This window comes from Microbulbifer sp. JSM ZJ756 (assembly GCF_044383805.1).
GTDB lineage: Bacteria > Pseudomonadota > Gammaproteobacteria > Pseudomonadales > Cellvibrionaceae > Microbulbifer > Microbulbifer zhoushanensis.
Genome location: NZ_JBISER010000003.1, coordinates 312,691 through 330,717, shown reverse-complemented (window position 1 = coordinate 330,717; position 18,027 = coordinate 312,691). Strand labels below are relative to the sequence as shown.

Genomic DNA, 18,027 nt, shown 5'->3' with positions numbered 1-18,027 from the left:
ATAAATATGTCGGAGACAACAGTGATGATATTCCCCGCCCGCCGGTTTGCCATGACCGGCCTGCTGCTCGTGCTGTCTGTACCCACTTGGGCCCAGGGCAACTTCCTGGGTTTCAAGGATGATGCGGTCAATCCGCGGGTGCGGGTCGCACCGGCCGAGATTGCGCTGGATATTCCCATGCCGGTCAGCGGCGCAGGCCTTGCCGAACTCTTGGAAAAAGCCAATGCCGGCCTCAGCCTGACCGCCATCAAGGACGAAGCACTGCGTACCTACCACACCCATGTACACAATGAACTGTCGCGCCAACTGACCGAACGATTCACTGACAGCGAGGTGCCGCTGGTGGAGCGGGCAGCACACCTCACGCTGAAAAACACCCTGGACGTAAAGGTCATCAAGCGTTTCAGCGACCTGCGCACCGGCAGTGAATACAAGCTTGAGCGTGGCAAGGTGGAACTGGAGGGCGTCTATCGCTACCAGTGGCTCACCTCTGAAGGGCGCGTCATCCGCGCGGGGGAAATCGACATCGCCGGCCTGCGCATCAGCGAGTCCTACAAAACGAAAACGCCGCTCGGTGGCGGCGGCAACGGCGAGGATACCACCGAGGAATCAATCAAGCGGGCGCTCGCCGAAATGGTGGATGAGATGCTCGATGAGAGCGAAGACGACTTCGAGGCGGAGCAACTGCGCACGCTGGCCTCACTCTGAACCCCGGGCCAGCAACTTCTGTAAAGAGGGGGCGCCGGCAACAACTGGCTACCGGGCACCCCACTTCAGGCAAGATCCCGTATCCCGCTAGGTAGCCACGGCTTCCCGGTTGTTATCCGACACACTGTTGTAGTTACCATCGTAAAACACCTCCCGTGAGAGGGCGCCCTCGCTGTTGGCAACCACCGTGCTGACCACCGAATCACCGGTGATGTTAACCGCCGTGCGCACCATATCCAGCAGCCGGTCAACACCCATCACAATGGCGATGCCCTCCAGCGGCAGGCCCACCTGCTGCAGTACCATGGCCAGCATGATCAGGCCCACGCCGGGCACGCCCGCTGTGCCGATTGAGGCCAGGGTCGCGGTCAGGATCACCGTGAGGTAACCGGCGAGACCGATATCCACGCCGTACATCTGGGCAATAAAGACCGTGGCCACGCCCTGCATGATGGCAGTGCCGTCCATATTGATGGTGGCTCCCAGGGGTACGGTAAAGGCAGCCACCTTGTTATCCACACCCAGGCGCTTCTCAACCGTGGCCAGTGTGACGGGGATAGTGGCGGCCGAGGAAGCGGTACTGAAGGCAAAGGCCATCGCCGGGCGCATTTTCTTCAGCAGTTCCAGCGGGTTGAGCCCGGACAGCAGCTTGAGCACCAGGGAATAGACCCCCAGCCCGTGAAGCAGCAGCACACCCAGGACCACCAGGAAGTATTTGCCCAGGTCGAGCATGAAGCCCCAACCCAGCTCGGCGAAGGTCTTGGCGAGCAGGGCGAAGACACCGTAGGGCGCAAACACCATCAGCACGCCCACCATGCGCAGGATCACGTCGTTGAGGTCGCGGAAGAACGCCGACACGCGCCGGCCGGGCTCGCCGCAGTGCGCGATCGCGTAGCCCATCAGCAGGGCAAACACGATGATCTGCAGCATGTTCCCCTCGGCCATGGCCTGCACCGGGTTGGTGGGGAAGATATTCACCAGTACCTCGGACAGGGGCGGGGACTCCTTGGCCTCGAATGTCGCGGAGGCACTGGCCTCAACGCCGACACCGGGCTGCACCACCAGGGCCGCCAGCAGCGCCAGTGAAATGGCCACTGCGGTGGTGAGCAGGTACAGCAACAGGGTCTTGCCTGCCAGGGGGCCGATGCGGTGCCCCTCGGACAGGGCACAGGCACCACAGATCAGCGATACCAGCACCAGCGGCACCACCATCAGTTTGAGCGAGGCGATAAATACCCGGCCGATGATATCGAACAGGCCACCGGCGAGGTATGTGTCGAGGAAGTGGGCCAGGCTGCTGCCCGGCATCAGGGTGTGGCCGACGGCATAGATGACGACCCCGACCACGATGCCGGCCAGCATCCCCAGGAGTATTCTTGTAGTGAGACCCATGTCTGTTGCAGTTCTCCACGATTGTTTGGCCCCGTGCCGCAGGCCCGCACGATACTTTCCGTGCAGGAACCGGTGCGCTGGTGCGGGTCGGGGGACCGGATAGGTTCCGCTTTGCGCAAACGGCCACTATATCGGCAGCCGCGGCCTTCGGCAAAAGTCGGGTGGCGGAATTGGTTACCGGGCCGCAGGCCGGGGTACAATAGCGCCTTTGGTTTTGCTCCGGGGTTTGTGTTGTACCAGTCTCCTTACGCACCTGTGGGCCAGTGGTTCAGGCAGCCGCTGGAGTCCCTGCACTGCCGGCCGCCGGCTCCGCTGCTGGCGTGGCTGCTGCATCCCGGCTCATTGACGGCGGCGCTGCGGCAGCTGAGCGCCAACCGGTTCCGGGTACAGGTGCTGGACCAGCGCTGGGCGCAACCCAACCTCGAGGAGCGACGCGAACTCGGACTGCGCAACCGGCAACTGGCGCTGGTGCGCGAAGTGCTGCTGTACGGCAACGACACCCCCTGGGTCTATGCCCGCAGCGTTTTGCCGGAACAGACCCTGCGCGGGCCCGCGCGGCAATTGCGCCACCTGGACAGCCGCCCGCTGGGCGAGCTGTTGTTCAGTGAACCGGGCATCCGGCGAGACCCGATTGTGCTGAACCGCCAGCGGCGCAACCCGCAATGCGCCCTGCCGGAACTGGCGGGCGAGTCGGAACTGGCCTGGGGACGGCGCTCGACTTTCTGGCTGCATCACCGGCCGCTGCTGGTGGCGGAGACATTCCTGCAGGCTTTTGATCCCGACTGCCCGCCCATGGCGGGACGGCAGCCGGGAAGGGGACAGAACACGTGATCAGTCAACAACTCTCCCAGCGCTGGCCCGCAGCGCTCCCTTACTGGCAGCTGGCGCGACTGGACCGCCCGATCGGCTCACTGTTGCTGCTGTGGCCCACCTGGTGGGCACTGTGGCTGGCGGCCGGCGGCTGGCCCGGCCTGCACCTGTTTGCGGTATTCACCCTGGGCGTGATCCTGATGCGTGCCGCCGGCTGCGCAATCAATGACTTCGCCGACCGGGGTATCGACGGCCATGTAAAGCGCACTGCGGGCCGCCCGCTGGCCACCGGTAAAATCACTCCGGCCTCCGCGGTGTGGCTGTTTGTCGGCCTGAGCCTGGTGGCCCTGCTGCTGGTGCTGACCACCAACAGGCTGACGATCCTGCTGTCACTGCCGGCGGTGGCCCTGGCATTCTGCTATCCCTTCGCCAAGCGCTATACCCACCTGCCGCAGGTGGTGCTGGGCGCGGCCTTCAGCATGGGCATTCCCATGTCATTCGCAGCGGTGCGGGGCGAGGTGCCAGCCGAGGCCTGGTTGCTGTATACCGCCAACCTGCTGTGGACAGTGGCCTACGACACCTTCTATGCCATGGTGGACCGGGATGACGACCTGAAGATCGGGGTCAAGTCCACCGCGGTACTGTTCGGCGAGCTGGACCGGCCCATGACCGCCGTCCTGCAGCTGCTGGTGGTAACGTCGCTGCTGCTGGTGGGCCCGCGCTTCGGGCTGGGAGCTGTCTATTATGCCGGCGTGCTGGTCGCCGCCGGGCTGTTCGCGTACCAGCAGTGGCTGGTGCGCGACCGGGAAAGAACACCCTGCTTTCAGGCCTTCCTGAACAACAACTGGGTAGGCGGTGTCGTTTTTGCGGGTATATTTTTCTCTTTCCTGTTCGGCTGAACAAACCTGTCACGGCACAGGGTGACTGTCATATGGTTGTCACTAAAATGCCGTTAAATGACCCCACCGACAGTAGGGTGTGACAGTTACATGGACAGCAAAACGATTCTCATCGTCGACGATGAAGCTCCCGTGCGCGATATGCTACGGGTGGCACTGGAAATGGCGGATTACCGCTGTATCGAGGCTGAAAACGCGCAGGAAGCGCACGCACTGGTAATCGACGAGCGGCCGGACCTGATCCTGCTCGACTGGATGCTGCCCGATGTATCCGGGATCGAGCTGGCCCGGCGCCTGAAGCGGGACGAGCTCACCTCGACCCTGCCCATCATCATGCTGACCGCCAAGGGCGAAGAGGACCACAAGATCAAGGGCCTCGAAACCGGCGCCGACGATTACATCACCAAGCCGTTTTCCCCGCGCGAACTGGTTGCCCGCCTGAAAGCGGTGCTCCGTCGTGCCGGCCCCTCCACCCCGGAGGAACCGCTCACCGCCGGCGACCTGGTGCTGGACCCCATCAGTCACCGGGTAAGCATCAAGGGCCAGGCAGTGGATATGGGCCCCACCGAGTTCCGCCTGCTGACATTTTTCCTCTCCCACCAGGAGCGCGCCTACACCCGTACCCAGTTGCTGGACCATGTCTGGGGCGGCAATGTCTACGTCGAAGAGCGCACCGTCGATGTTCATATCCGGCGCCTGCGCAAGGCCCTCGCCGTCGACGGTCACGACCGCTTTATCCAGACGGTGCGCGGCACCGGGTATCGCTTTTCTGTGCAAACCGCCGAGAAAGTGTAAGAATTCGCCCTGCGCGACCTGCGGCACGGCCCGTCGCTGGAAGCCGTACCACCAGACAACGAGCAACCTGACCCGAGCCGGACCAGAGGCGGCGGCCACTCGCCGTACGCCCATCCGCAGACCGGAGACAGCCCACCACTATGCTGGAACGGAGTATCGGCGAGTTTTCCCGCTTCGCGGTGATCGCCCTCGGCACGGCAATATTCGGCTTTGCCACCACTGAATGGCGCTGGGCGCTTGTGTTGGGCCTGGGGGTCTACCTCTTCTGGATCCTCGCCCAGCAGCACCGCTTCAATCGCTGGCTGGCCAACGGCCGTCGCGGCCCTGCCCCCACCGTATTCGGCATCTGGGGCGAGATCTCGGACGATTTCTACCGCCTGCAGCGCCGCCACCGGCGCGAAAAGCAGAAACTCCACGCCATGCTGCGCCGGGTGCAGGAGAGCACCAGTGCCCTGCGCGAGGGTATCGTGGCGCTGGAAGACGACGGCAACCTGGCCTGGTGGAACCCCGCCGCCGGTGAGCTGTTGAAGCTGCGCCCGGAAGACGCCGGCCAGCCACTGGTCAACTTTGTCCGCGACCCCGGCTTCGTGCGCTATATCCACAATAACGAACCCGGCGCCCGCGGCCCGCTGACCATGCCCGCGCCGGGCAATGACGCCCGCATCCTGCAGCTGGAACTCACCCGCTACGGCCGCGACGAGGCGCTGGTGATCGTGCGGGACATCACCCGGCTGCACAACCTGGAGCAGATGCGCCGGGACTTTGTCGCCAATGTTTCCCATGAATTGCGCACACCGCTGACCGTGATTGCCGGCTACCTGGAGACCCTCGAGGGCAGCGGGATGGCGCCACAACCCTGGCAGCGGCCCATGGCGCAGATGCGTGAGCAGACCGCTCGCATGACGGCGCTGGTCAATGACCTGTTGCTGCTGGCGCGACTGGAAACCTCGGAGCGGGAAAGCGGGCGGGAAAAGATTACTGTCAGCGAGCTGATGGAACGGGTTGCTCAGGAGGCGCGAAGTTTCAGTGGCGGCCGCCACGAAATCACGGTGGACTGCCAGCAGGATTCAATCATCACCGGCGATGCCACCGAGCTGCACAGCGCTTTTGCCAACCTGGTGCTGAATGCGGTCAAGTACAGCCCGGAGGGCGGGCCGATCCAGCTGCGCTGGTGGGTCGATGGCCGGGGCGGCCACTTCGCCGTGCGCGACAGTGGCATCGGTATCGATCCCATCCATATCCCGCGGTTGACCGAGCGCTTTTACCGGGTGGACGCCGGGCGCTCCCGGGAGAGCGGCGGCACCGGCCTGGGGCTGGCCATCGTCAAGCATGTATTGCTGCGCCACGGGGCCGAGATGACCGTACACAGCAGTCCCGGGCGGGGCAGTACTTTCACCCTGCATTTCCCGGAACAGCGCCTGGCAACCAGCAGCGCCGCCTGATCCCGGGAACGGGCGGGGGCGTTACTGGTTCAGCTCCTCGAGCTCGACCTCTTTGCCATCCTTCGTATAGGTCACTTTCTCGCCTTCACCCACGGCATTGCACTGGCGCCGCAGGGTCAGGTGGTAGAGCTGCATATCTCCGTCGCGGACCAGCAGGTGTTCGCGGCCCTCATCGTCTATTGGCAGGCCGTTACTGCCCACCAGCGCATCGCGCAGGGCGCGCAGGGTGGTGGCATCCCGGTAGCGGGTCAGCTCGCTGGAGAGCCGCTTTTTCATCCGCTCACTCTCGTGCAGGGTGGCCGCGGTCTCGCGGTATTTCGCCAGGAAAAACACGGCGGCAATGGCAAACGCCATCACCACGGCAATCTCGAGCCACTGGGGCATATCAGCTCACCTCGTTATTGATAACTGCTTGTTGTCGACTGCCTGTAACCAGCCGGCGCCGCGCGATTGCGCCAGGCTACCAGCTGGTTATTGGCCGGCAGGAAATTCAGCTCGCGGCGCTCCAGGCCCGCGGCCGCCGCCAGGCCATCCAGCCACTCCAGGTCGCGAATCCCGCTGGCCGGATCCCGCTGGTGCAGCCACTGGTCGAAGTCGGCATTGCCCGGCCCAATATAATCGCCGGCAATTTTCATGGGACCGTACACTAGCAGCTGGCCACCGGGGCGCAATACCCGCGGCGGCTGCCGGAAAAGCGCCGCCACCGAGGATTCTGCCATGATATGCAGGCTGTTGGCGGTAAACACCGCATCTACCTGCAACTCCGGCCAGGCCCGGTCCACATCCAGCTCCAGGGGTGGTGGCAGGTTGGGTGAGGGACAGTGAGCCAGCCAGGCCCGGATACCGGGCAGGTTATCGGCCCGGTCCGACGACTGCCAGCACAGGTGCGGCAGCCGCGGGGCAAAATAGACCGCGTGCTGGCCGGTGCCGCTGCCGATTTCCAGCACCGAGCGGCTGTCGGCCAGCAGGCGGCGCAATTCACCGAGAATGGGCGCGCGGTTGCGCCCGCAGGCCGGCGCGTCGGGCAGTCCGGTTTCGCTCACTGGGCCTCGTCGCGGGTAAAGACCCAGTCGTTGCCGTTCGACAGTCCGGCGTTGTACGCGTAACCGGCCACATCGAAGTCTTTCAGCTCCGCCGCCTTCTTTACACGCTTGTCGATGGCCCAGCGGCTCATCATGCCGCGGGCCTTCTTGGCGAAGAAGCTGATCATCTTGTACTCGCCGTTTTTCAGGTCGCGGAAGTGCGGGGTAATGACCTCGGCTTCCAGTTGCTTTGGCTTCACCGCCTTGAAGTACTCGTTGGAAGCCAGGTTGACCAGTTCCCGGCTCTTGAGTCCCTGCAATTGTTCGTTCAGCGCTGCGGTAATCTTGCCATCCCAGAACTCGTACAGGTTCTTGCCCCGGGAGTTGGCAAACCTGGTGCCCATCTCCAGCCGGTAGGGCTGCATCAGGTCCAGCGGGCGCAGCAGGCCATAGAGGCCCGAGAGCATGCGCAGGTGCTTCTGCGCGTAGTTGAAATCCCGCTTGCCCATCGTCTCTGCCTCGAGGCCGGTATAGACATCGCCCTTGAAGGCGAGCAGGGCGGGGCGGGCGTTCCTGTCGGTGAAAGGCCGCTTCCACTGCTGGAAGCGGTCATAGTTGAGCACGCCCAGCTTGTCCGAGATTTTCATCAGGCTGGAGATATCCTGCGGGCCCAGCGCGCGCAGCTCCTTGACCAGTGTGGCGGAATCCCTGAGGAACTCGGGCTGGGTGGTGTCCAGCTCCGGTATTTCACTGTCGTAATCCAGGGTCTTGGCTGGGGAGATAACGATTAACATCGGTTTCCTTGGTTGGCTGGATTGTTGGTCGGTGCAAGTGGGCGGACGGTCCAAAAGCCGGGGTTACTCCGGCTTGAGAATTTCCGTCCACCAGTTGAGCGGTGTCTGGCCGTCCTGCGGGTCGTAGACGTTGCCATAGTTCCAGACACTGTTGGCACCGTCGCAGACGCTGTTGAGTATATGCTCGATATTGGCGAAGCCGCAGCTGACATGGATGCTGTAAACCAGCAGGCGCGGGGTCTCCATGTCCAGCTCGCCGCCGAGCTTTTCCAGCTGCGGGGTGAGCTGGTCGGACAGCTTCGCGCTGTCGCCGCGGCACAACACCCTGATCGCCAGGTTGCCCGAGCGCTTGACCAGCTCAAACTCCTGGGTGTCCTTCTTCACCTTGATGGTATCGCCGCTGGCGATCCCCTTGATAAACGCCGGGGAGCGCACCAGCTGGCAGCTGTCGTCCTCATTGACCCGCACCTGCAGCCGCTCCACCACCGGCTGGCCTTCGGGGTCCACGCCCGCGAACAGTTCAATAATCTGCAGTGCCGTCATAACCTCTCTCCCGGGACTGTGTAAAATAGGTCGCAACTAATCCAGGCATTATACAGGGAGGAGACAATGATCTCGCGTGCACTCACCGCGGCCGGACTGGCCGTCACCCTGCTGTCCGGCTGCGCGGTCAATCCCGTCACCGGCAAACAGGAACTATCACTGATTTCCCAGGGGCAGGAAGTGGCCCTGGGGGAGAAGCAGTACCCCATCACCCAGCAGCAACAGGGCGGTGAATATGTGGTCGACAAGTCCCTGCAGGACTATGTCAGCCGGGTGGGCCAGAAGCTGGCGCGGGTTTCCGACCAGCCGCAGCTGCCCTACGAATTCGTGGTGCTGAACAACGGTACCCCCAATGCCTGGGCGCTGCCCGGCGGCAAGATCGCGGTCAATCGCGGGCTGCTGACACTGCTGGAGGACGAGGCGGAGCTGGCGGCGGTACTCGGCCATGAGATCGTCCACGCCGCGGCGCGCCATTCAGCCGCTGCCATGTCCCAGCAGCAGGTCCTCGGCGCGGGCCTGGCGGTACTGGGCGCCGCCACCCAGAGCACCGGTTACGGCGACCTGGTCTCGCTCGGTGGCCAGCTGGGCGGCTCCGCCTATATTGCCCGCCACGGCCGTGGCGACGAACTGGAGGCGGACAAGTACGGCATGCGGTATATGGCCGCCGCCGGCTACAACCCCCAGGGCGCAGTGGAACTGCAGCGCAAGTTTGTGAAATTGTCCGAGGGCAGCCAGTCCGGTGGCCTGGCAGCCCTGTTTGCCAGCCACCCACCGTCCCAGGCGCGGGTGGATGCCAATATCGCGCACGCCAAGAAGCTGTCCAGCGGTGGCGCCACCAACCGCGCCGCCTACCAGCAGGCCATTGCCCAGCTGAAGCGCGACGCGGATGCCTACGCGACCTATGACAAGGCCCTGGCCGCAGTGAAGGAGAAGCAGTATGACCGGGCCCTCAACCTGACCCGCCAGGCCCAGCGCCAGCAGCCGCGCGAGGCCGCCTTCTTCCAGCTCGAGGGCGACCTGCTGGCGCAGAAGGAACAGTACCAGGCCGCCCACGGGGCCTATGACAAGGCGGTGCAGAAAAACCCGGGGCTCTTCTCCCACTGGCTCAAGCGTGGCCTGATGAGCGCGCAGCTGAACAACTACACCGATGCCGAGCGCGACCTGACCCGCTCCATGCGCTACCTGGAAACGCCCCATGCACATTATTTCCTGGGCCAGGTGTACGAAAAGCAGGGCAATGTACAGACCGCCTACGGCCACTACCAGACGGCAGCCAAGGCCGGTGGCGAGATAGGCACCAAGGCGCAGGCGCGGATGCAGGCGTTGGGGAATAAAGGCTGAATAGCCCCTACCGGCAGAAGCACAAAGGCCGCTTACAGCGGCCTTTTTTATTCCTGGTGCAGCAGCGGGTCGCTGCCACAACCAGCCCCCGAACTTGACGGGTCACCGGCCCGTCGGGGTTACCACCCATTCGGGCTCTTCAAATTCGCCGATGGGCGTGATTTCAACATATGGCGCGGCGCTGCGGATAATTGCATCGATCTCCGGGCTGTGGTTTCTCTCCATGGCGTCTCGCTGTTCCTTGCTGTCCCAGCTGGCAATGGCAATCAGCCGGGTCGGGTCGCCGATCTTGCGATGCAGTTCGGTGCCGCGGGCACCGGGGGCCTGCTGGATCAGCTCCGAGGCGCGCACCCAGGCATCGGCATATTCCTCGGCCGTGTGGCCCTCCCGGATTTTCACTTCGAATAAGTACTTCATCGGTTAGTCTCCGCACTAAATCCACTGGTTTCGCCAAGGTTAGCTGTTTAACCGGCGGGCATAAAAAAAGGCCGCGGGAAGCGGCCTTTTCTATGGCTGGTCTGCCGGGCAACCTGGATAGTGATGCTGCCCGCAGGGCCGGATTACACCTTCTTCAGGTTATCCTCGTGGCCGTGGCGGATATCCGCGCCCTCCACCAGGTAAACCACCTGCTCGCAGATATTCTTGGCGTGGTCACCGATGCGTTCCAGTGAACGCAGGCTCCAGAGTACATTCATTACCCGGGAGATACTGCGCGGGTCTTCCATCATGAAAGTGATCATCTCGCGCAGGGCGGTGCGGTAATCCATGTCCACCTGCTCATCTTCCGCCAGGGTGTCCAGTGCCGCTTTTACATCGAAGCGGGTGAAGGCATCCAGGGAGTCGTTGAGCATCTTGCGCACCGCGTTGGCGATATGGCGAATCTCGGTATAACCGCGGGGGGCTGTGCCTTCCTCGGTAAGGGCGATGGCCATCTTGGCAATCTTGGCCGCCTCGTCGCCGACCCGCTCCAGGTCGCGGGCAATACGGATCACCGACATCACCATGCGCAGGTCCGATGCAGCCGGCTGGCGCTTGGCAATAATCAGGGTCGCGTGTTCGTCGAGATCCATCTCCCGCCGGTCGATTTCCTTTTCCACCCGCAGGACTTTCTCGGCCAGTTCGCTGTCGGCGTTGGCCAGGGACTCCACCGCTTCAGCCACCTGGCGGGTGACCATGCCACCCATTTCCAGCATCTCGCTCTTAAGGCTTTCCAGGTCTTCGTTGAATTGACGGGAGATATGTTGGTCGAAATGCATTTCCATAGTTTTGTCGCTTCTTTACAGCGCCATTGTAGACCAGCTTCTTAACCGAAGCGGCCGGTGATGTAGGCTTCAGTCAGTTCGTGCTGCGGATTGGTGAACACCGTCTCGGTATCGTTGACTTCCACCAGGTGACCCAGGTGGAAGTAAGCGGTGCGCTGGCTTACCCGCGCCGCCTGCTGCATGGAGTGGGTGACGATGGCGATGGTGTAGTTCTCGCGCAGCTCGTCGATCAGCTCCTCGATCCGGGCGGTGGCGATCGGGTCCAGGGCGGAGCAGGGCTCGTCCATCAGGATCACTTCCGGGCTCACGGCAATGGCGCGGGCGATACACAGGCGCTGCTGCTGGCCGCCGGACAGGCCGGTACCGGGCTTGTCCAGGCGGTCTTTCACCTCGTTCCACAGGCCGGCGCGACGCAGGCTGTTCTCGACAATCTCGTCCAGCTCGGCGCGACGGCTGGCAATGCCGTGGATCTTGGGACCGTAGGCCACATTCTCGTAAATGGTCTTGGGAAAGGGATTCGGCTTCTGGAACACCATGCCCACCCGCGCGCGCAGGGGCACCACATCCACCTTGGGGCCGTAGATCGGCTCGCCATCCAGGGTCAGGTCGCCATCGACCCGGCAGCCCTCGATGGTGTCGTTCATGCGGTTGATGCAGCGCAGGAAGGTGGACTTACCGCAACCGGACGGACCGATCATGGCCACCACCTCGTTGCGGCCAATATCCAGGCTGACATCGTGGATGGCCTGGGTTTCGCCGTAGAAGACATTGACGTTGCGCATGCTCAGCTTGGCATCGTCACACAACGGCTGGCCGACGGTCTCGCTTACCTTGGTATTGGTGTCCACAGTGTCCTGTTCCAGTTGTCCGGTTGCTGCCGGCGCAGCATTGCCGGCATCGAGGGTCATGGTATTCATGCAATCAGTCCCAGTTTATCAGCCGCTACCAGCGGCGCTCGAGTTTCTTGCGCAGCCAGACGGCACTGGCGTTCATCACGATCAGGAAGCTCAGCAGAACCATGATCGCAGCGGAGGTTTTCTCCACGAAGGCGCGCTCGGGGCTGTCCGCCCACAGGAAAATCTGTACCGGCAGCACAGTGGCCGGGTCGGTGACACCACCGGGTACGTCGACGATAAAAGCCACCATACCGATCATCAGCAGCGGCGCCGTCTCACCCAGTGCCTGCGCCATGCCGATAATGGCGCCGGTGAGCATGCCGGGCATGGCCAGTGGCAGCACATGGTGCAATACCACCTGCATCCGGGAAGCGCCCATGCCCATTGCCGCCTCGCGGATCGACGGCGGTACCGCCTTGAGTGCCGCACGACTGGAAATAATGATGGTGGGCAGGGTCATCAGGGTCAGTACCAGGCCGCCCACCAGTGGCGCCGAACGCGGCAGCTCGAAGAAATTGATAAAGATCGCCAGGCCCAGCAGGCCGAACACGATGGACGGTACCGCCGCGAGGTTGTTGATATTCACCTCGATCAGGTCGGTCCAGCGATTCTTGGGCGCGAATTCCTCCAGGTAGATGGCCGCTGCCACACCGATGGGGAATGACAGCGCCAGGGTCACCATCAGGGTAAGCAGTGAGCCCACCAGCGCCGCGCGGATACCGGCCTGTTCCGGCTCGCGTGAATCGCCGTTGGTGAAGAAGGTGGTGTTGAAACGCTTCTTCAGCTCGCCACTGTCCGCCAGCTGCGCCACCCACGCGGCCATCTGGTCGGAGGTGCGGCCACGGAAACCCTCGGCCGAGTCGTCGAGGCTCTTGTAATAGGTGTCCACATCGTCGTCGGCGGCAAACCAGACCTTCTCGGTCTTCCCCAGCAGTTCCGGGTTGGCCTGCAGGCGGTTTCGCAGGGTAAAGGGCGCACCGGTGGAGACCAGCGTGTAGAGCTGGCGCTTCTCGCCGCGGCTGCTGACATCCGGGAAACGCGCGCGCAGTGCCTCGCGCACCACACCGGTGAAGTTGGCCCAGGTGAGGCTCTCGTCATCGACCGTGTCGATGCCCAGCACCGCGGGGTCGTAGGTCACTTCCAGCTGCACCGCGGTCTGTACAAAGGCGCCGCTGCCCTTGCTGATGATATCGGTGAACAGCACCAGCACCGCCAGTATACCGAAGGCAATACTGGCAATACCGAGGCCACGAAACAGCTTTTCCTTGCGGTGGCGGCCGGCGAGGCTCTGCTCGATACGCTCGCGCACCTGGTCTTGGGTTAAATCAGTCATACTGTTCCCGGTATTTTTTCACGACGTGCAGGGCGATAAAGTTCAGCACCAGCGTGGACAAAAACAGCATCAGGCCCAGTGCAAACGCGGCCAGGGTCTTGGGGCTGTCAAATTCCTGGTCGCCCACCAGCAGGGTGACGATCTGCACCGTCACAGTGGTAACCGACTCCAGCGGGTTGGCGGTGAGGTTGGCGGCCAGGCCGGCGGCCATCACCACGATCATGGTCTCGCCAATGGCGCGCGAGACTGCCAGCAGCACACCACCGACGATGCCCGGCAACGCCGCCGGGATCACCACCTTGCGCACGGTCTCCGAGTGGGTGGAACCCAGCCCCAGGGCACCGTCGCGCAGGGACTGGGGCACTGCGTTGATCACGTCGTCGGACAGCGACGACACAAACGGGATAATCATCACCCCCATTACCAGTCCCGCCGCCAGCGCACTCTCGCTGGACGCCTCGAGGCCAATGGAGGTGGCCATCTCGCGCACGAACGGCGCCACGGTCAGCGCTGCGAAAAAGCCATAAACCACGGTGGGCACGCCGGCGAGGATCTCCAGTACCGGCTTGGCCAGGGAACGCACGCGCTTGCTGGCGTACTCAGCCAGGTAGATGGCGGACATCAGGCCCACCGGGACCGCAACGAACATGGCGATGGCGGAGACCATCAGGGTGCCGGTAAACAGCGGCACCGCACCGAAGGCACCACTGGAGCCCACCTGGTCGGCGCGCAGGGCCATCTGCGGGCTCCAGTGCAGGCCAAACAGGAACTCGGTCACCGGCACCGACTGGAAGAAGCGCAGGGACTCGAACAGCACCGACAGCAGGATGCCGACGGTGGTCAGGATCGCGGCGCTGGCACAGGTCACCAGCACCCCACGCAGGACTTTTTCCACCTTTTCCCGCGCGCGCAGTTCCGGCGAGAACCGCAGCAGGGTGAACGCACCCAGCCCCGCCGACAGGATCAGCACGATCACCGTCTGCAGTACCGCCGCGGTTCCCTGCAGGCCCTGCAGCCGCTCCGCCGCAGCCTTGACCTGGGCGCTGGGCTCACCGAACAGGTTGCCCGCCGCCACATTCTGGATCTGCGCGTACAGCAGGTCGCGGCCGGCGATGGTATCCGGCTTGTCCTCGATGGTACCCATCACCAGCGAGCGGATGATCGGGTCGTCAAAGGCCAGCCACGCCCCCAGCAGCAACAGCGCCGGCAGGCCGCACCAGAGCGCGGTGTGGGTACCGTAATAGCTGGGCAGGGCTGCCAGGTTGCGCATGCCACCGCGACTGCGGGCCGCCGCCAGGGCGCGGCTGAAGCCGGTGCCGTAGGCCACCAGCACCAGCAGCAACAGCAGGGCGAATAAAGTTGGTGTCTGCATCGAATTTCCGTGCGTTCAGGTATTTGCGCCGGGCATTATCCGGACTTTTTACTGTGAATTCATTGCCCAGCAGGGCCTTTCCAATACGAGAAAGGCCAAGCCCTTGCGGGCTTGGCCGGTAAATCCGTTTACCTGCTTCTCTGATTGAGAAGTTATCCTGTTATCAAACTGTTATTGCTTCTTCGCCAGGTTGGTCAGGGCATTCAGCTTGCGTACGTTCTGGGCCACCTGCTGGCGCTTGGCCATCGGCAGCGGGATCATGCCCTTGTCGGCCAGGTAGCCGTCCTCGCCCCAGGCGCGCTCGCTGGTGAACTCGGCCAGGAACTGCTTCATGCCCGGGATCACATTGGCGTGCGCCTTCTTCACGTAAATGAACAGCGGGCGGGATACCGGATAGCTCTGCTCGGCGATACTGTCAAACGTGGGCTTTTCACCCTCGATGATGGAACCGTGCACCTTATCGGCGTTCTGGTCCAGGAAGCTGAAGCCGAAGATACCAAGGGCGTCCGGGTTGGCCACCAGCTTGTTGACGATCAGGTTGTCGTTCTCGCCGGCCTCGATATAGGCACCGTCTTCACGGATGTTATGGCAGATTGCCTTGTAGGCATTCTTGTCCTCTTTTTTCTTGGCGGCAATCCAGTCGAACTTCTTGCAGCCGCCCTCCATCGCCAGCTCGGCGAAGGCGTCGCGGGTACCGGAAGTGGGGGGCGGTCCCAGCACCTCGATATCGGTATCGGGCAGCGCCGGGTTCACTTCTTTCCAGGTCTTGTAGGGGTTGGCGACCAGGGTCTCGGAACCGTCCGGGTTGGGGACTTCCTTGGCCAGGGCCAGGAAGATGTCCTTGCGTGACAGCTCGAACTGCTCGGCACCCTTGGCGTTGGCCAGGACGATGCCGTCGTAGCCCACCTGCACTTCCACCACGTCCACGCCGTTGCTGTTACACATCTCCAGCTCGGACTGCTTGATACGGCGCGAGGCGCCGGTGATGTCGGCAGTGCCCTCACCCACGCCCTGGCAGAACAGCTTCATGCCGCCGCCGGTACCGGTGGATTCAACCACCGGGGTCTTGAACTGGGTCGCGCGGCTGAAACGCTCGGCCACAGTGGTGGTAAACGGGTATACGGTTGAGGAACCGACGATGCTGATATGATCGCGGGCCGCCAGGGCCGCCTGGGAAGCTGCAATCGTCAGGACCGCCAGTGAGGAGGCCACGATCTTGCTGACAGGGCGCTTGTTCATGTTTAACTCCGGTGTGTTCTGAATTTGTTTCACGCGGCGATGCTAGGTAGAACGGGTGACGATTCTATGAACGGAATGTGACAAACAGGTTACATGCCGCCATATTTGCCCAATCCGCCACCCGCGCGCACCACCAGTACCTGCCCGGAGCCGGCGTGGCGCGACCTCTGGCGTGAAACTGGCGCCGGGGTTACTCTCTGCAACAGAACAATAAGATGAAGAGAGAGGCTTCCCCATGTCCCCCTTATTGGGTTGCGCACGCGGACTCGACCGGCTGGCCACAGCAACCGGCCGCCTGCTGGGCTGGTTTACCCTGGCAATGGTGCTGCTGCAGAGTGCCGTGGTGATACTGCGCTACGGTTTCAATGGCGGCTCGCTGGCGCTGCAGGACACCGTTGTCTACCTGCACGGTGCGGTATTCATGCTGGGCCTGGCCTATGCGCTGCAGACCGATTCCCACGTGCGGGTCGACGTCTTCTACCGCCGCATGGGCCCGCGGGGGAAAGCCTGGGTCAATGCGGTGGGTACCCTGGTGTTCCTGCTGCCCCTGTGCGCGTTCATCCTCGCTGGCAGCTGGCATTTCGTCACCAGCAGCTGGGCGGTACGCGAGGCCGGCGCCAGCGCCGACAGCCTGGGCGGTATCTTCCTGCTCAAGAGCCTGGTCCCGCTGGCCGCCTTCACCCTGGCACTGCAGGGCGTGGCGCAGCTGGCCCGTGCCCTGGCAACCCTGGTCCAGGTGGAGTCCGCGCCCCCAAAGCCGCAAGCGGTCAGCAAGTCCTCACCCCGCGTGGCTGAGGAGATGAGCGCATGATGGAACTGGTTCCCCTGTTGATGTTTCTCGCGGTCTGCGCCGCGCTGATGTTCGGCTACCCGGTGGCTTTCACCCTGGGCGGCACCGCGCTGCTGGCAGCGGGGCTGGGTATCGTTGCCGGCGCCTTCGACCCGGAGCTGCTACGCGCTTTCCCCGACCGCCTGTTTGGCATCATGCAGAATGGCACCCTGATGGCGGTGCCGCTGTTCGTATTGATGGGCGTGATGCTGGAGCGGGCACGGATTGCCGAGGAACTGCTGGTCAACCTGGCCCGGGTCTTCTCCCGCGTGCCGGCGGGCATGGCGGTATCCGTGGTAGTGGTAGGCGCGCTGCTGGCCGCCAGCACCGGCATCGTGGGCGCCACGGTTGTGACCATGGGCCTGATGTCCCTGCCCACCATGCTGAAGCGCGGCTATTCCCCCCGCCTGGCCACCGGCACCATCTGCGCAACCGGCACCCTGGGACAGATCATCCCGCCCTCGATTGCCCTGGTGCTGCTGGGGGATACCCTCTCCAACGCCTACCAGCAGGCACAGCTGTCGGCGGGCATCTTCAATCCCAAGCCGGTGAGCGTGGGTGACCTGTTCGTGGGCGCCATTGTGCCGGGCCTGCTGTTGGTGGGCGCTTACATCGTCTACCTGCTTTTTGTGGCGCGGCGGGAGCCGGACGTCGCGGCTGGCGACAGCCGCGAAGAGCGGGTGGAGCCGGTGGAAATCCTGAAGAGCCTGCTGCCACCCATCGCGCTGATGGTGCTGGTGCTGGGTTCCATTATCAGCGGCGCCGCCACCCCCACCGAGGCAGCGGCCGTGGGTGCACTGGGGGCGGGCCTGCTGGCCTTCGGCCGCGGCGCGCTCAACTGGGATCGTGCAGGGGAAGTGGGCCGCAGCACGCTGCAGGTGACGGCCATGGTGTTTGCGATCCTGATCGGCGCGTCGCTGTTCTCGCTGGTATTCCGCGGCTACGACGGCGAGGAGATGGTAACCGGCTTCTTCAACAGCCTGCCGGGCGGGGTGGTGGGGGCCACCCTGCTGGTAATGGTGGTGATCTTCCTGCTGGGCTTTATCCTCGACTTTATCGAGATCACCTTCGTGGTGGTGCCGATTGTGGGGCCGGTTCTGCTGGCCATGGGCGTGGACCCGGTGTGGCTGGGCATCATGATTGCCATCAACCTGCAGACCTCCTTCCTCACCCCACCATTCGGCTTTGCGCTCTTCTACCTGCGCGGGGTCGCACCGGAGGCAGTGGCAACCGGGGCCATCTATCGCGGGGTGATGCCGTTTATCGCCATCCAGCTGCTGGTGCTGTGCCTGCTGGCCCTGTGGCCGTCACTGGCCACCTGGCTGCCGACCCAGCTCAGCAACTAGCCGG

At 63.5% G+C, this 18,027-nt stretch carries 19 protein-coding genes; 8 read left to right on the top strand and 11 right to left on the bottom strand.

Annotation, left to right across the window (positions count from 1 at the left end):
* Positions 1-21 precede the first annotated feature (21 nt).
* A complete protein-coding gene (locus ACH6CX_RS07700) occupies positions 22-708 on the top strand; it encodes a hypothetical protein (protein ID WP_232940241.1) in 687 nt (228 codons plus the stop codon).
* Positions 709-795: 87 nt separating this feature from the next.
* Here ACH6CX_RS07700 and ACH6CX_RS07695 read toward each other — a convergent pair whose 3' ends face one another.
* Entirely contained in the window at positions 796-2,100 is a 1,305-nt protein-coding gene (locus tag ACH6CX_RS07695; protein ID WP_237062176.1) for a dicarboxylate/amino acid:cation symporter, read from the bottom strand.
* A 231-nt stretch (positions 2,101-2,331) separates the two neighbouring features.
* On the opposite strand from ACH6CX_RS07695, the gene ACH6CX_RS07690 reads away from it, so the two are divergent.
* From ACH6CX_RS07690 to phoR, 4 genes are all read left to right on the top strand, one after another.
* Positions 2,332-2,931 (top strand): chorismate lyase, encoded by a 600-nt coding sequence (locus tag ACH6CX_RS07690; RefSeq protein WP_237062201.1) that lies wholly within the window; start codon positions 2,332-2,334, stop codon positions 2,929-2,931.
* Entirely contained in the window at positions 2,928-3,809 is an 882-nt protein-coding gene (ubiA, locus tag ACH6CX_RS07685; RefSeq protein ID WP_232940244.1) for a 4-hydroxybenzoate octaprenyltransferase, read from the top strand. Before ACH6CX_RS07690 ends, ubiA begins: the two co-directional genes overlap by 4 nt.
* Before the next feature lie 90 nt (positions 3,810-3,899).
* Positions 3,900-4,604, top strand: a complete 705-nt coding sequence (gene phoB / locus ACH6CX_RS07680) for a phosphate regulon transcriptional regulator PhoB (protein WP_232940245.1) — start codon at positions 3,900-3,902, stop codon at positions 4,602-4,604.
* A 140-nt stretch (positions 4,605-4,744) separates the two neighbouring features.
* Positions 4,745-6,046, top strand: coding sequence for a phosphate regulon sensor histidine kinase PhoR (gene phoR, locus ACH6CX_RS07675; protein ID WP_232940246.1), 1,302 nt, complete (start codon positions 4,745-4,747; stop codon positions 6,044-6,046).
* Between the two features lie 21 nt (positions 6,047-6,067).
* On the opposite strand, the gene ACH6CX_RS07670 is transcribed toward phoR, so the two are convergent.
* The 4 genes from ACH6CX_RS07670 to ACH6CX_RS07655 all read right to left on the bottom strand — a co-directional run bounded on the left by ACH6CX_RS07670 (position 6,068) and on the right by ACH6CX_RS07655 (position 8,405).
* Positions 6,068-6,430: a hypothetical protein gene (locus tag ACH6CX_RS07670; RefSeq protein WP_232940248.1), complete on the bottom strand. Its 363-nt coding sequence runs from the start codon at positions 6,428-6,430 to the stop codon at positions 6,068-6,070.
* Positions 6,431-6,444: 14 nt separating this feature from the next.
* A complete protein-coding gene (locus ACH6CX_RS07665; RefSeq protein ID WP_396675252.1) occupies positions 6,445-7,089 on the bottom strand; it encodes a DUF938 domain-containing protein in 645 nt (214 codons plus the stop codon).
* Positions 7,086-7,862, bottom strand: coding sequence for a peroxide stress protein YaaA (yaaA, locus tag ACH6CX_RS07660; RefSeq protein ID WP_237062203.1), 777 nt, complete (start codon positions 7,860-7,862; stop codon positions 7,086-7,088). Before yaaA ends, ACH6CX_RS07665 begins: the two co-directional genes overlap by 4 nt.
* A 63-nt stretch (positions 7,863-7,925) precedes the next feature.
* Positions 7,926-8,405: a DUF4265 domain-containing protein gene (locus ACH6CX_RS07655; protein ID WP_232940253.1), complete on the bottom strand. Its 480-nt coding sequence runs from the start codon at positions 8,403-8,405 to the stop codon at positions 7,926-7,928.
* A 66-nt stretch (positions 8,406-8,471) separates the two neighbouring features.
* Between ACH6CX_RS07655 and ACH6CX_RS07650 the strand changes: the two genes are divergently transcribed.
* The gene (locus tag ACH6CX_RS07650; protein ID WP_232940254.1) at positions 8,472-9,746 is read left to right on the top strand and encodes a M48 family metalloprotease; all 1,275 of its coding nucleotides are present in this window, start codon (positions 8,472-8,474) and stop codon (positions 9,744-9,746) included.
* A 102-nt stretch (positions 9,747-9,848) separates the two neighbouring features.
* On the opposite strand, the gene ACH6CX_RS07645 is transcribed toward ACH6CX_RS07650, so the two are convergent.
* From ACH6CX_RS07645 to ACH6CX_RS07620, 6 genes are all read right to left on the bottom strand, one after another.
* Positions 9,849-10,163, bottom strand: a complete 315-nt coding sequence (locus ACH6CX_RS07645) for an antibiotic biosynthesis monooxygenase (RefSeq protein ID WP_232940255.1) — start codon at positions 10,161-10,163, stop codon at positions 9,849-9,851.
* Between the two features lie 143 nt (positions 10,164-10,306).
* Positions 10,307-11,008, bottom strand: a complete 702-nt coding sequence (phoU, locus tag ACH6CX_RS07640) for a phosphate signaling complex protein PhoU (protein ID WP_232940256.1) — start codon at positions 11,006-11,008, stop codon at positions 10,307-10,309.
* A 41-nt stretch (positions 11,009-11,049) separates the two neighbouring features.
* The gene (gene pstB, locus ACH6CX_RS07635; RefSeq protein ID WP_255701180.1) at positions 11,050-11,790 is read right to left on the bottom strand and encodes a phosphate ABC transporter ATP-binding protein PstB; all 741 of its coding nucleotides are present in this window, start codon (positions 11,788-11,790) and stop codon (positions 11,050-11,052) included.
* A gap of 160 nt (positions 11,791-11,950) precedes the next feature.
* On the bottom strand, positions 11,951-13,237 hold the full coding sequence (gene pstA / locus ACH6CX_RS07630) for a phosphate ABC transporter permease PstA (RefSeq protein WP_232940258.1): 1,287 nt from the start codon (positions 13,235-13,237) through the stop codon (positions 11,951-11,953).
* Positions 13,230-14,609 carry a phosphate ABC transporter permease subunit PstC gene (pstC, locus tag ACH6CX_RS07625; RefSeq protein WP_237062218.1) on the bottom strand — a complete coding sequence of 460 codons (1,380 nt, stop codon included), beginning with the start codon at positions 14,607-14,609 and terminating at the stop codon, positions 13,230-13,232. The genes pstA and pstC overlap by 8 nt, the downstream gene beginning before the upstream one ends.
* A 171-nt stretch (positions 14,610-14,780) precedes the next feature.
* On the bottom strand, positions 14,781-15,848 hold the full coding sequence (locus ACH6CX_RS07620) for a PstS family phosphate ABC transporter substrate-binding protein (protein WP_232940260.1): 1,068 nt from the start codon (positions 15,846-15,848) through the stop codon (positions 14,781-14,783).
* Between the two features lie 235 nt (positions 15,849-16,083).
* Between ACH6CX_RS07620 and ACH6CX_RS07615 the strand changes: the two genes are divergently transcribed.
* Together ACH6CX_RS07615 and ACH6CX_RS07610 are read left to right on the top strand one after the other, a co-directional pair.
* Positions 16,084-16,659 (top strand): TRAP transporter small permease subunit, encoded by a 576-nt coding sequence (locus tag ACH6CX_RS07615; protein WP_237062220.1) that lies wholly within the window; start codon positions 16,084-16,086, stop codon positions 16,657-16,659.
* Positions 16,656-18,023 (top strand): TRAP transporter large permease subunit, encoded by a 1,368-nt coding sequence (locus ACH6CX_RS07610; protein WP_396675251.1) that lies wholly within the window; start codon positions 16,656-16,658, stop codon positions 18,021-18,023. Before ACH6CX_RS07615 ends, ACH6CX_RS07610 begins: the two co-directional genes overlap by 4 nt.
* Positions 18,024-18,027 lie beyond the last annotated feature (4 nt).